The sequence below is a fragment of the Pseudomonas sp. LBUM1670 genome, assembly GCF_059695695.1.
On record NZ_CP166783.1, the window covers coordinates 3,381,300 to 3,393,670 of the forward strand.

The 12,371-nt window shown below is 60.2% G+C and carries 14 protein-coding genes; 6 read left to right on the plus strand and 8 right to left on the minus strand.

Annotated features, from left to right (window positions below; all coding sequences use genetic code 11):
* Positions 1–70: 70 nt before the first annotated feature.
* The 3 genes from catA to ACA073_RS15345 are packed head-to-tail and all read right to left on the minus strand — an operon-like array spanning position 71 to position 2,501.
* On the minus strand, positions 71–1,000 hold the full coding sequence (catA, locus tag ACA073_RS15335) for a catechol 1,2-dioxygenase (RefSeq protein WP_497397412.1): 930 nt from the start codon (positions 998–1,000) through the stop codon (positions 71–73).
* Positions 1,001–1,051: 51 nt separating this feature from the next.
* Complete coding sequence (catC, locus tag ACA073_RS15340) at positions 1,052–1,342, minus strand: muconolactone Delta-isomerase (RefSeq protein ID WP_497397414.1); 291 nt, start codon at positions 1,340–1,342, stop codon at positions 1,052–1,054.
* Between the two features lie 10 nt (positions 1,343–1,352).
* Complete coding sequence (locus tag ACA073_RS15345) at positions 1,353–2,501, minus strand: muconate cycloisomerase family protein (protein WP_497397416.1); 1,149 nt, start codon at positions 2,499–2,501, stop codon at positions 1,353–1,355.
* 127 nt (positions 2,502–2,628) lie between these two features.
* Here ACA073_RS15345 and ACA073_RS15350 point away from each other — a divergent pair, with 127 nt between their 5' ends.
* On the plus strand, positions 2,629–3,525 hold the full coding sequence (locus ACA073_RS15350) for a LysR family transcriptional regulator (protein WP_497397418.1): 897 nt from the start codon (positions 2,629–2,631) through the stop codon (positions 3,523–3,525).
* A gap of 234 nt (positions 3,526–3,759) precedes the next feature.
* Here the strand turns inward: ACA073_RS15350 and ACA073_RS15355 are convergent, their stop codons facing one another.
* Positions 3,760–4,659, minus strand: coding sequence for a polysaccharide deacetylase family protein (locus ACA073_RS15355; protein WP_497397420.1), 900 nt, complete (start codon positions 4,657–4,659; stop codon positions 3,760–3,762).
* A gap of 100 nt (positions 4,660–4,759) precedes the next feature.
* The gene (locus ACA073_RS15360) at positions 4,760–5,707 is read right to left on the minus strand and encodes an ABC transporter substrate-binding protein (RefSeq protein ID WP_497397422.1); all 948 of its coding nucleotides are present in this window, start codon (positions 5,705–5,707) and stop codon (positions 4,760–4,762) included.
* Positions 5,708–6,002: 295 nt separating this feature from the next.
* Here ACA073_RS15360 and ACA073_RS15365 point away from each other — a divergent pair, with 295 nt between their 5' ends.
* From ACA073_RS15365 to ACA073_RS15380, 4 genes are all read left to right on the plus strand, one after another.
* Positions 6,003–6,989: an aliphatic sulfonate ABC transporter substrate-binding protein gene (locus tag ACA073_RS15365; RefSeq protein ID WP_497397424.1), complete on the plus strand. Its 987-nt coding sequence runs from the start codon at positions 6,003–6,005 to the stop codon at positions 6,987–6,989.
* A gap of 136 nt (positions 6,990–7,125) precedes the next feature.
* Complete coding sequence (locus ACA073_RS15370) at positions 7,126–7,968, plus strand: ABC transporter permease (protein ID WP_497397426.1); 843 nt, start codon at positions 7,126–7,128, stop codon at positions 7,966–7,968.
* A gap of 3 nt (positions 7,969–7,971) precedes the next feature.
* Entirely contained in the window at positions 7,972–8,685 is a 714-nt protein-coding gene (locus ACA073_RS15375) for an ABC transporter ATP-binding protein (protein WP_497397428.1), read from the plus strand.
* 40 nt (positions 8,686–8,725) lie between these two features.
* Positions 8,726–9,406: an SOS response-associated peptidase gene (locus ACA073_RS15380; protein ID WP_497397430.1), complete on the plus strand. Its 681-nt coding sequence runs from the start codon at positions 8,726–8,728 to the stop codon at positions 9,404–9,406.
* A 1,002-nt stretch (positions 9,407–10,408) separates the two neighbouring features.
* On the opposite strand, the gene ACA073_RS15385 is transcribed toward ACA073_RS15380, so the two are convergent.
* The 3 genes from ACA073_RS15385 to ACA073_RS15395 form a co-directional block, all read right to left on the minus strand.
* On the minus strand, positions 10,409–10,558 hold the full coding sequence (locus tag ACA073_RS15385; protein ID WP_497397432.1) for a hypothetical protein: 150 nt from the start codon (positions 10,556–10,558) through the stop codon (positions 10,409–10,411).
* Positions 10,559–10,623: 65 nt separating this feature from the next.
* Positions 10,624–10,935 carry an AzlD domain-containing protein gene (locus ACA073_RS15390; protein WP_392893923.1) on the minus strand — a complete coding sequence of 104 codons (312 nt, stop codon included), beginning with the start codon at positions 10,933–10,935 and terminating at the stop codon, positions 10,624–10,626.
* A complete protein-coding gene (locus tag ACA073_RS15395; protein WP_497397434.1) occupies positions 10,935–11,633 on the minus strand; it encodes an AzlC family ABC transporter permease in 699 nt (232 codons plus the stop codon). Before ACA073_RS15395 ends, ACA073_RS15390 begins: the two co-directional genes overlap by 1 nt.
* 195 nt (positions 11,634–11,828) lie before the next feature.
* Here ACA073_RS15395 and ACA073_RS15400 point away from each other — a divergent pair, with 195 nt between their 5' ends.
* Complete coding sequence (locus ACA073_RS15400; RefSeq protein ID WP_497397436.1) at positions 11,829–12,209, plus strand: DUF2784 domain-containing protein; 381 nt, start codon at positions 11,829–11,831, stop codon at positions 12,207–12,209.
* Positions 12,210–12,371: the final 162 nt, after the last annotated feature.

Sequence of the window (12,371 nt, forward strand, 5' to 3'; positions counted from 1 at the left end):
CATTTAGGTTGAAGCTGATGGCCTCTTCGGGAGCAGGCTCGCTCCCACAATGGTCCCGTCGTTGAAGGGATCAGTCCTCGAGTGCGCGAACCCGCTCGTGACGCTGCTGCTCTTCAGGCTGGGCGGACGACTGCAAGGTGAAATCGAATTCTATTTCGGCAAATCGCCCGCTGACGCCATACCCCGCTGCACGCTGTTGATCATCGCTGAAGGTAATTTTCGCGATCAGCTCGTCACGGGTGGCGTAGGCAAAATCGTCGTGCAGGTATTGATCGCCGTCGAGGTTGATCTGGGTGGTCAGGTGACGATGATCCGGTGCCGAGATGAAGAAGTGCACGTGCGCCGGGCGCTGGCCGTGACGGCCCAGTTGATCGAGCAGTTGCTGGGTCGGACCGTCCGGTGGGCAACCGTAGCCCGACGGCACGATGCTGCGGAAACGGTAACGGCCCTCGGCGTCGGTGACGATGCGGCGACGCAGGTTGAACTCCGATTGTGTGGTATCGAAGTAGGAATAAGTGCCACCGGTGTTGGCATGCCAGACATCCACAACCGCGCCGGCCAACGGTTCGCCAGCAGTGTTGAACACACGGCCCTGCATGAACAACGTCACACCCGGATCGACGCCATCATCCAGACGCGCTTCGCCTTGGGACAACGGTGCACCGGCCACGTACAGCGGCCCTTCGATGGTCCGCGGCGTGCCGCCCGCCTTGCCGGCCTGCTCGTCTTCGGCGTCCATCAGCAAGTCCAGGTAATGTTCCAGACCGAGCCCGGCCACCACCAGGCCCGCTTCCTGGCGTGCACCCAGTACGTTGAGGTAGTTGACGGCTTTCCAGAATTCTTCCGGGGTTACGGCGAGGTCTTCGATGATGTTCACCGAGTCGCGCAGGATGCGGTAAATCAAGGCTTTGGTCCGTGGATCGCCGGCGTCATTGTGCAGGCCGCTGGCCTCTTCGAGGAATTTCTGGGCGCTGGCAGTGTGGGAAATCTTGACGTTCATGGTGGTTCCTCATCTTGTAATTATTAGCCTGGCGAACTGAACAGGCTTGGTTCAGCGGTCATCCTCGCGGATGGAAGAAGGATGCCGGCACATCGCGGTGACTTCGATCGCCATGTACGGGTACAGCGGCAATTGCATCAGCAGGTCGTGCAGATCTTGAACGCTGTCGACATCGAACACGCTGTAATTGGCATACAGCCCGGCGATGCGCCACAGGTGACGCCACTTGCCTTGTTCTTGCAGGCGCTGAGCGAGGGCTTTTTCGTCAGCCTTCAATTGGGCGGCTGCTTCAGGATTCATGTCGACCGGCAGGTTCACGGTCATTTTTACGTGGAACAACATAATGCTCTCCTCAGGCTAGATGAATGGCAGTAGAGGTTTTGTCGCGACGGAAGAACGCCAGGCGCTCTTCATCGAGGATCAATCCCAGGCCCGGGGTTTTCGGCACGTGCAGCTCGAAATCGCGATAGACCAGCGGCTCACTGAGGATGTCTTCGGTCAACAGCAGCGGGCCGAACAGTTCGGTGTCCCACGCCAGTTTGTTCAGCGTGACAAACGCATGCGCCGACGCCAGGGTGCCGATGCCGCCTTCGAGCATGGTGCCGCCGTACAGGCCGATGCCGGCCGCTTCGGCAATCGCGGCGGTTCGCAGCACGGCTCGCGGGCCGCCGTTCTTGGCGATCTTCAGGGCAAACACCGAAGCGGCGCCTTCACGGGCCAGATTGAACGCGTCTTCCACACACTCGATGGATTCGTCGGCCATGATCGGCGCCGGGCTCATCGCGTTCAGGCGCGCCATGCCGGCGCGGTTATGGCGAGAGATAGGCTGTTCGATCAGGTCGATGCCGTTGGTGCCGAGGATCCGGCAGGCACGCAATGCGACGGCTTCGTCCCAGGCCTGATTGACATCGACCCGCACGCTGGCGCGATCGCCCAGGGCTTTCTTGATCGCGATGACGTGGGCCAGGTCGCGGTTGACTTCGCCGGCACCGATTTTCAGTTTGAAGATGCGATGGCGACGCAGGTCGAGCATTTTTTCCGCTTCGGCGATGTCCTTGTCGGTGTCGCCACTGGCCAGGGTCCAGGCCACCGGCAGTGCATCGCGAACCCGCCCGCCCAGCAGTTCGCTGATGGGCAAGCCGAGGCGTTTGCCCTGGGCGTCGAGCAACGCGGTTTCGATACCTGACTTGGCGAAGGTGTTGCCACGGATGCTGCGTTCCAGGCGCAACATCGCGGCGTTGACGTTGGCGCTGTCTTGGCCGAGCAACAGCGGCGCAAAGTGTCGGTCGATGTTGGTCTTGATGCTGTCCGGGCTTTCGTTGCCGTAAGCCAGGCCACCGATGGTGGTGGATTCGCCAATGCCTTCAATGCCATCGGCGCAACGCACGCGAGTGATCACCAGGGTCTGGTTCTGCATGGTGTGCATCGCCAGCTTGTGCGGGCGGATGGTCGGCAGATCGACGATGATCGTCTCGATCGATTCAATGGCAGTTGCAAGCATGGCGATACCCGTCAGGTTCTTAAAGTTCTGGAACCGATTCTGGTACGGCTTTTTTCGGGAAGCCAATATAGAATTGGTCTGACTTGATACCTTAAAGGTATGCAGCTGAATTGTTTGCGGAGGCCCCATGGAACTGCGTCACCTGCGGTATTTTCAGGTGTTGGCTCAAACCCTCAATTTCACCCGCGCGGCCGAATTGCTGCACATCGCCCAGCCGCCGCTGAGCCGGCAGATTCAGCAGCTGGAAGATGAACTCGGGGTGTTGTTGCTGGAACGCGGGAGGCCGCTGAAGCTGACCGACGCCGGGCGGTTTTTCCATGAGCACTCCACCGCCCTGCTCGACCAACTGAGCAAGGTCTGCGACAACACGCGACGCATTGGTCTGGGTGAAAAAACCTGGCTGGGGATTGGTTTTGCGCCGTCGACGCTCTATGGCGTACTGCCGGAATTGATCCGTCGTTTGCGCAGTGGCGAACCGCTGGAGCTTGAACTCGGGCTCTCGGAAATGACCACGCTGCAACAAGTGCAGGCGCTCAAGGCCGGACGCATCGATATCGGTTTCGGGCGGATCCGCATCGACGACCCGGCCATTATCCAGACGGTCTTGACCGAGGACCGGCTGGTCGCCGCCCTGCCCGCCGGCCACCCGTTGCTGGCCGGGCCGATCAGCCTTCGCGACCTGGCGAAGGAACCCTTCGTGCTGTACCCCGGCAACCCGCGCCCCAGCTACGCCGACCACGTGATTGCCTTATTTGAATCCTATGGCGTGAGCATCCACGTAGCGCAATGGACCAACGAACTGCAAACCGCCATTGGCCTGGTAGGCGCGGGAATCGGCGTTACCCTGGTGCCGGCCTCGGTGCAATTGCTGCACCGCGACGACATCGGTTTCACGCCGCTGCTGGAAGACAACGCGACCTCGCCGATCATCCTCAGCCGGCGCGTGGGCGATGTCTCGCCGGGGTTGAATCATTGTTTGCGGATGATTGATGAGTTATTGCCGCAGCAACTGACACCTATGTAGGTGCACGACTTGCCGGCGATGGCGATTTCACGGACGCCATCGCGGGCAAGTCGGATCGCCGCACCGCTCGCTTCTACAGATCGCAGGGGTGTTTGGGATGGAGGGTTTACGCAAAACCTGTAGGAGCACGGCTTGCCGGCGAAGGCGATCTCACGGGCGCCTTCGCGGGCAAGCCTCGCTCCTACAGTCGTGTTATTTACGATTGTCTAAACTGAATCCTGGCGGGCGAACGTATCAGTTAGCGTCCGCTCCCCAAATCCAGTTCCAGATCCCCGGCAATTTCACCGGCTGTGAACTGTCACGAACAGTGCGCGCCATGGCCGCCCGTTGCAGCGCCGCCTGATCGTCATAAAACGGCTTCTGCGCCGTTTTCAAGCCGGTCGCCTGTGCGCTATCAAGCAGGATTTGCAGGTACTCGCGGGCATGCCGGGCGGTGTAGCGATTGAGGTCGTGGAAGGTCACCACCACCGGAATCACGCCGTCCACGGTGGGCAGTTCGCCCAACGCGATGCGCTCGCGCACTTCCGAGAGCTGCCGCAGCATGTTGGCCCGCCGCCGGGGGCTGGCGTTGAAGCCCCAGATCTTGCCGTCGTTGGCACTCAAGTCGGTCAGCAACAGGTGCATGCCGTGCTTTTGATAGGCCGCGAAGACGCGTTTGTCGAAGTTCCAGAATGGCGGACGCACCAGGGTCGGCGGCGCGCCGGTGATCGCGGCGATGTCGGCACTGCCTTTGGTCAGCGACTGTTCCAGTTCTTCCGGGCTTAGAGAACGGTGATTGGTGTGCCCGTGAGTGGCCGTGTGGAAACCCAGTATCTGCCCGTCGGCATGTTCGCGGCGCATGACCTCGCGGCCGATGTCGCTGTCGCCCGCCCGTGGCGCCCCGGTCTGTACGAAGAACACCGCTTTGAGGTTCGGCTGCACCGGGTTCGTGGCCAGGCTGTCGAGAATCGTCATCGTCGGATTCCAGAAACTCGACGCGCTGGGACCATCATCGAAGGTCAGCAGAAAACGGATCGGCGGTTGCGCGCGCAGCCGCTGTTCGGTCTGCGCCGTCATTTCGACGGGAGCCGCGATGCAACCCACCAGCCCGACGGCAATGGCAAGTGCGCAGAGAATCTTGAACAGCTGTTTCATGTTGTGCCCTGAGCCAGACCGTTGAGCCCGCACACGTGTGCGGGCGCGGGTTGGATCAGGGTACACAGTGTTTGGTTCCGGTGCCGCCATGCCTCGTCGATTACTGGGTCAATGCCTGCTGGAACGAGCTGTCGATGATCGGCGCGGTCGCCAGTGCCGAGGGCAGCGCCTTGACCTTGAACAGGAAGTCCGCCGTGCCCTGCAAATCCTTGGCCGCTTGCGCGTCTACCGGGCCGACGGTCATGTGCGCCTGACGCAACCAGTGGCGCGAAACGTTCGGGTCGAGATTGGCCTTCTTCGCCCACAGATCGGCGTACTCGTCGGTGTGGTTGTCGACCCAGGCCCGAGCCTTTTTCAGACGCACCAGGAAGTCGGCGATGGCCTCGCGTTTGCTGTCGATGGACGGTGTCGACGCGGCGATGGCGCTGAGGCCCGGCATCAGGTTCCTGGCGGTAAGAATCGGCCGGGCGCCGGAGAACAGGATCTGCTGGGAAATATAGGGTTCCCACACCGGAAAGGCATCAATGCTGCCCTGGGGCAGCGCGGCGGCGGCATCAATCGGCATCAGTTTGATGAAGTCGACGTAGTCCTCCGGCAGATCGGCTTGTTGCAAGGCGCGCAGGGTCAACTGCTGGCTCCAGGCGCCGGGCCAGTAGGCGACTTTCTTGCCCTTGAGGTCGGCGATGGTTTTGACTGGCGAATCCTTCGGCACCAGTAAGGCGATGGTGTCCGGGTTCTGCCGCGAGACGCCGATCAGCTTCACCGGCGCCTGTTTGGCCGCCAGAAACAGGAAACCCGAATCACCGAGAAAACCCAGGTCCAGCGCGCCGGTGTTCAATGCTTCGGCCAGCGGCGCGGCGGCCTGGAAGTGCTTCCAGTCGACGGTATACGACGCCCCTTCCAGCACACCCGACGCCTCCACCGAGGCGCGCACGTTGTAGTAGTTCTGATCACCGACGTGCAGGACGACGGGTTCGGCGGCGTAGGCCATTGGCGCGGCAAACAGCGCGCTGGTCAGCAGACTGCGCACAAATCGGGACAGGTTCATCGGGGGCTCCTTGAGAGTGAACGCCATAGACCATAGCGCTCTTACAAAGGCCTTTTTAAATTCTATTTATGCATAAGCTCATGACCGTCAGCTAACACTGTTTGCTCGGCAACAGTGACCCGACAGACTGTTTTCCCTGCAACACCTCTCGACGTCCCGTCCCGCGCCAACGCCTTGAAAAAGCGGGATGTCCGCAACATGGCACAGAGCCTGCAATATTCCTTTTATGCAGGTCGAATTAATAAAAAACCAATTTTAGAAATAAGAAACTCAATGCCTTGCCGGAGCTGACCCCATGAAGTCCACCTTCCATTTTCCCCAAATCAGGTATCTGCTCAGCGCCTGCGCCCTGGCCTTGAGCCTGCAACCCATCGCGCAGGCTGCTGAAACGCCGCCGGCCGAAGTGCATCTGGATTACGCCTATTACTCGCCGGTCAGCCTGGTGCTTAAACACTTCGGCTTCCTCGAAAAAGCCCTGCCGCAGACTAAGGTCAGCTGGGTATTGAGTCAGGGCAGCAACCGGTCGCTGGAATACCTCAACAGCGGCGGCGTCGACTTCGCTTCCTCCGCCAGCCTCGCCGCGGTGCTCAGCCGCGCCAATGGCAGCCCGATCAAATCGGTTTACGTCTACAGCCGCGCCGAATGGACCGCGCTGGTCGTACGCAAGGACTCGCCCTACAAGACCGTCGCCGACCTGAAAGGCAAGAAGATTGCCGCCACCAAAGGCACCGACCCGTACCTGTTCACGCTGCGCAGCCTGCAACAGGCCGGTCTCAGCAAGGACGATGTGGAACTGGTGCACTTGCAGCATCCGGACGGTCGCACCGCGCTGGAAAAAGGTGACGTTGACGCCTGGGCCGGCCTCGATCCGCACATGGCCGCGAGCCAGGTGCAAGCTGGTTCGCGCCTGCTGTATCGCAACACCCACTTCAACAGCTATGGCGTGGTCAGCGTCACCGACACCTATGCGAAAGAGCATCCGCAGACCATCGAAACCGTCCTGAAGGCGTACGAAAAAGCCCGTGATTGGGCGGTGAAAAATCCTGAGGAACTGGCGAAATTGCTCGCCACCGAGTCAGGACTGCCGCTGGAAGTGGCCCAGCTGCAACTGTCGCGCACCGACCTGAGCAGTCCGCAACTGACCGCCAAGGACGTGATCGCCTCCAAAGCGGCCGCGCCGATTTTGGTGTCTGAAGAGCTGGTTCGTCGTGGGGTGAATGTCGATCAAGTCATCGATCAACTGATCGACACCGGCTTCAGGGAAACCGTGGTTCATCAGTAAAAGCAAAAGATCGCAGCCTGCGGCAGCTCCTACATGGAATATGCGTTTCCTTGTAGGAGCTGCCGCAGGCTGCGATCTTTTTGATTTTGTGCTGTAAACCGCGCCTGTCGCGGATTCGTCGTGACCGGAGAACCCCATGACCAGCAAAAGCAAACCCCTGCCCCTCGAATTGCCAACGCCGCATCGCGCCACGTTCTCCTTGAACAACGCCTGGCGTCTGCGTCTCAAGGGGCTTGCCTTGCCAGTGCTGATTATCCTGGTGCTGGAATTTATCGTACGCATCGGCTGGCTACCGTCCTACCAAATGCCCGCGCCCAGCGAAATCGCCCTGACCCTCAGAGACCTCGCCGAAGGCGCGCTGTGGAAACACATCAGCGCCAGCCTGTTGCGGGTGCTGCTGGGTTTCGCCATCGGCGCCAGCCTCGCGCTGGTCTTTGCTGCCTGGGTCGGTTTGAGCCGCGAAGCCGAAGCCTGGCTGGAGCCGACGTTCGCCGGCCTGCGCTCGATTCCGAGCCTGGCCTGGGTGCCGCTGTTGCTACTGTGGCTGGGCATCGACGAAACCTCGAAAATCGTCCTGATTGCCATCGGCGCGTTCTTTCCGGTGTACCTCAACGGCGTCGCGGCCATTCGCGACATCGACCGCAAACTGGTGGAAGTCGGGCAGATGTATGGCTTCAGCCGGATGCGTCTGGTCCGCCGGATTCTGCTGCCGGCCGCCCTGCCCGGCCTGTTCACCGGACTGCGCAGCGGCATGAGCCTGGCCTGGATGTTTCTGGTGGCCGCCGAGCTGATCGCCGCGACCAAAGGTTTGGGCTATCTGCTCAGCGACGGCCGTGAAACTTCACGCCCGGACATCGTACTCGCGGCAATCATCGTGCTGGCGCTGCTGGGCAAACTCAGTGACGGCATTCTCGCAGGCCTGGAGAGACGCTTCCTGGCCTGGCGCGACGCTTTCAACGGCCAACGTGTGGAGGATTGAGCCATGACCGACTACCTGCTGGACATTCGGGTCGAGCGTAAAACCTTCGCCACCACCACCGTGCTGCAAAATATTCACCTGCTATTGCAGCCCCGGGAAACCGTCAGCCTGCTGGGCCCCAGCGGTTGCGGAAAAAGCACATTGTTGCGGATCGTCGCCGGACTGGAAAAAGACTTTCAGGGTGAACTCAACAGCAGCGCGGGTGAAGTCGCGTTCGTGTTCCAGGAACCGCGACTGATGCCGTGGCTGACGGTCGAGCAGAACATCGGCTTCAGCGCTGACAGCCATTACGACATGGCCTGGGTGACGCAACTGATCGACGAAGTCGGCCTGACCGGGTTCGCACACGCCTTGCCCAAGGCACTTTCCGGCGGCATGGCGCAGCGGGTCGCCATTGCCCGCGGCCTTTACTCGCGACCCGATGTGCTGTTGCTCGACGAACCCTTCAGCGCCGTGGACGCCTTCACCCGGATGAAATTGCAAGACCTGCTGCTGCAACTGGCCGAGCGTCACGCCATCGCCCTGCTGCTGGTCACCCACGACGTCGATGAAGCGCTGTACCTTAGCGACCGGGTGCTGGTCATGGACAATCGCCCCAGCCGCATTCGCCAGGAACTGGCCGTGCAATTGGCGCATCCCCGTGACCGGCGCGATCCGCTGCTGGCGCAATTGAAGGCGTTGTCGCTGACCGAGTTGCAGCGGGCGCACGTGATCTGAGGCCCGACTATGCTGAAACCTCCAACCGGAGGATTCGGTCATGTGCGGGCGACTGTCGCAATACCGGGGTATCCACGATTTTGTCGCGGTACTGAGCATTCCCGACGCGCTGATCAACCACGTCGGTGATGAGCCCTTGGCCCGCTACAACGCCGCGCCGACGAATCAACTGGCGTTGTTTCACCTGGAAAACGTTGGGCTTGTGGCCGACAAGGTGCGTTGGGGCTGGCGGCCGCACTGGGCAAAGGATCGCGCGGCGCCAATCAATGCGCGCGTCGAAAAAGTCGCCCACGGCCCGTTCTTCCGTGCCATCTGGCCGCACCGCGCGATTGTGCCGATTGATAACTGGTTCGAATGGGTCGACGCAGGGGATTCGACCAGACAGCCCTGGCTCATCCGCCGGCAGGACCGGGCGCCGATTTTCTGTGCCGCGATTGGCCGATTTCCTACAGGTAGCGAGGAGCCACGAGACGACGACGGTTTTGTAATCATCACCGCCGACAGCGCCGGCGGCATGCTCGACGTTCATGACCGACGCCCGGTGGTGTTATCACCGGAACTGGCGCGCGAATGGCTCGATCCAGCCACCCCGCGAGAACGTGCCGAGCAGATGGCCTTGTTGCAAGGTGAAGGCAGCGAGGTTTTCGAGTGGTACAAGGTCGACAAAGCCGTCGGTAACGTCAGAAACCAGGGTGAAGCGCTTATCGATGAACGGGTATGAATTTATCAATACCGATGCAAACTCAATCGTATTTAACACCTGCATACACGGGCTCGACTGGACTGTTTTATCGTCCGGGCAAACCGCCGGTGATGGTCAACGAACTGAATGCATGGATCGACAAGACCTTGGGCTATCGGGCCCCGATGTGTTGCAGTTGGACGACGCTTGAAACGATTTACTTAAGAAAATGGATGACGGCTTGATGTTCGACCCTGTTTCTTGAGTGTGTGTATTTGGTTCGGCGGTCACGGTGGTTGGTGGTGGTTGGGGTACATATCCGTTTCTGTGGTAACGGCGGCTGGCGGTTTCGCCCTTACGGCGAGTCACTTGGAACAGCCCCAAGTAACCAAGGGCTCTTGCCCTTTCGTTCGGTGCCTCGCTAAGGCTCGGCATGCCCTGCAAAAGCAAAAGCGAGGCGGCCTGTGGGCCGACCGGGGCGTCAAGCGGGCGCGCTTCGCTGATTTGGCCGTTCGCACACTCTGAATTTGCAATGATTTCCTGTGGGAGCGGGCTTGCTCGCGAAGGCATTCTGTCAGTCAAATCAATGGTGGATGGCACACCGCTTTCGCGAGCAAGCCCGCTCCCACAGGGGATGTTTGTAGGGCATGGGATTAGTGTTCGCCGTTCACCGCCGATGACCTGGCCGGACTAGACGTCAGGTCGGCTATCAGGCCGCCTCGCTTTGGCTTTTGATTTTCTTGCCCCCTCGAGAGGCCGAGCGCAGGTTCTGCGCAGTGGGCAACCCGGCATGGATGCCGGGTTAGCCGCGCACGGCCATGGATGGCCGATCGCGGCGGGCCCACGGAGCAGGACCGGAGCGAGGGCATGCCGAGCACTAGCGAGGCACCGAACAAAAGGGGCAAAAGCGCTTGGTTACTTGGCGCTTTTCCAAGTAACCCGCTGTAAGAGCGGAACCATAAGCAGCCGTTACCGCAGCAACGGATATGTACCCCAACGCCAGCCGCTCGATAGCGCAGCAATGTTAAATGCGCAGATCCGTCAAAACTTTTTATCAAGATCCGACAGTTCCTTCCCGTCATCAGGGTGCTTCCAATCCGGTGTCGAACGCTTCTGCCGCTTGATCTCTTCTTCCGTCGGTTCATCCATGTCTTCATCATCCGGATCCGGACGCTTTTGTTCAGTTGCCATGCTCACCTCTCTTCCTAAGGGATCAGTCATCAACTTTAAGCGTAGAACAGTTTCGGGCACCCGGTTCAAAGCCACCAGCGCAGCAAAAAGAAAAACCCCATGCTCAACAGCATGCTGAGCAAGGTGTTGCGGGTGTACAGCACCAGCCCCACCGCTACCAGCGAACTGATCAGATACGGGTTGTCCCACTGCAGGTTCAGCTGCTTGTCCGGCATGAACACAATCGGCCCGCAAATCGCCGTCAGCATGCCCGGCACTGCAAAACCGAGAAATTGCCGGGCATTGCTGCTCAGGCGCACCGGCAGGCGCGGTTCGAGAAACACGTAGCGGTTGAGGAACACCAGAATCCCCATACCGATAATCACTGCCCAGACCATCATGTGCGTCCACCGTAGAATTTATTGCAGACAAAGCCCGCCGTCATGCCCGCCAGCCCCGACAGCACCAGCGCCGAGCCCCATTGCCAATAGCTGAACAACACTGAACAGAACAGCGACACCGCCACACAGACCACGGTTGGTACGTTGCGTACCACCGGGGTGATCAGGGCAATGAAGGTCGCTGCAATGGAGAAATCCAGTCCCAGATGTTCCAGCCCCGGAATGCTGCTGCCGAGCACAATGCCGGCGAGGGTGAAGAGGTTCCAGGCGATGTAAAACGTCAAGCCGACGCCCAGGGCATACCAGCGATTGAACTGTTGTTTGTCATGCTGGCTGGTCAGGGCAAACAACTCGTCGGTGAGCAAAAAGCCCAACCCTGCACGCCAGCGCCCCGGCAGCGGCGAAATCACCGAGCGCATGCTCATGCCATAGAGCAAATGCTGGGAGGTCAGCAGCAAGGTGGTCAGCAGAATCGAAAAGATCCCGGCACCGCCCTTGAGCATGCCGATAGCCACCAGTTGTGCCGCACCGGCAAACACGATGCTCGACAACCCCTGGCCTTGCAGCGGCGTGAGGTTGGCTTCGATGGCCATGGAACCGGCCAGCAATCCCCACGGCGCGGTCGCCAGGGATAACGGCAGGATTGCCGCGGCACCGCGAAGAAAGGCGCTGCGCGGCAGGAGTGAATTGGACATAACGCTCTACAAACAGGGAAAGACGTCAAACTGTGCCAGCAGTTGCCGCCGATGGCTTGAACAATCTTGCGCACTGCTGCGAACTTCTCAACGCCAGGCACAACGGCAGGATGCGCGTCGAGCTCGCTGATTTTCGTGATTAATGCCCGTGCCCGAGTACCATGGAGCGATCGCATAACGTGTCAGGGAGTCGACATGCTTTACCGAATCGCCGCCGACGGGCTGGTGCTGTTTCACCTGTTGTTCATTCTGTTCGTGCTGTTCGGCGGACTGCTGGTGCTCAAATGGCATCACCTGATCTGGTTGCACCTGCCGGCCGCCGCGTGGGGCGTGTGTGTGGAGTTTTTCCATTTGTTCTGCCCGCTGACGGACTGGGAAAACCTGATGCGCCATGCGGCCGGGCAAACCGGCTATGGCGGTGGTTTCATTGAACACTACGTGTGGCCGGTCATTTACCCTGCGGGCCTGACACCCGCTATTCAACTGGGACTCGGCAGCGTGGTGCTGGCGCTCAACGTGCTGGTCTATCTTCGGTTGTACAGGCTGCGCAAGTTACGCCGAAGGAGTACACCCTAAAATTCACCGAAGCCTGTAGGAGCGAGCTTGCTCGCGATAGTCTTTAACGAGAACGCGTCCTTACTGGCTAAACGCGGCGCTCTTGAGTCCATCGCGAGCGAGCTCGCTCCTACAAAATCCCTTAACTGACTGGCATCAGGGCAGCGACCGGTTTGTCTGAGC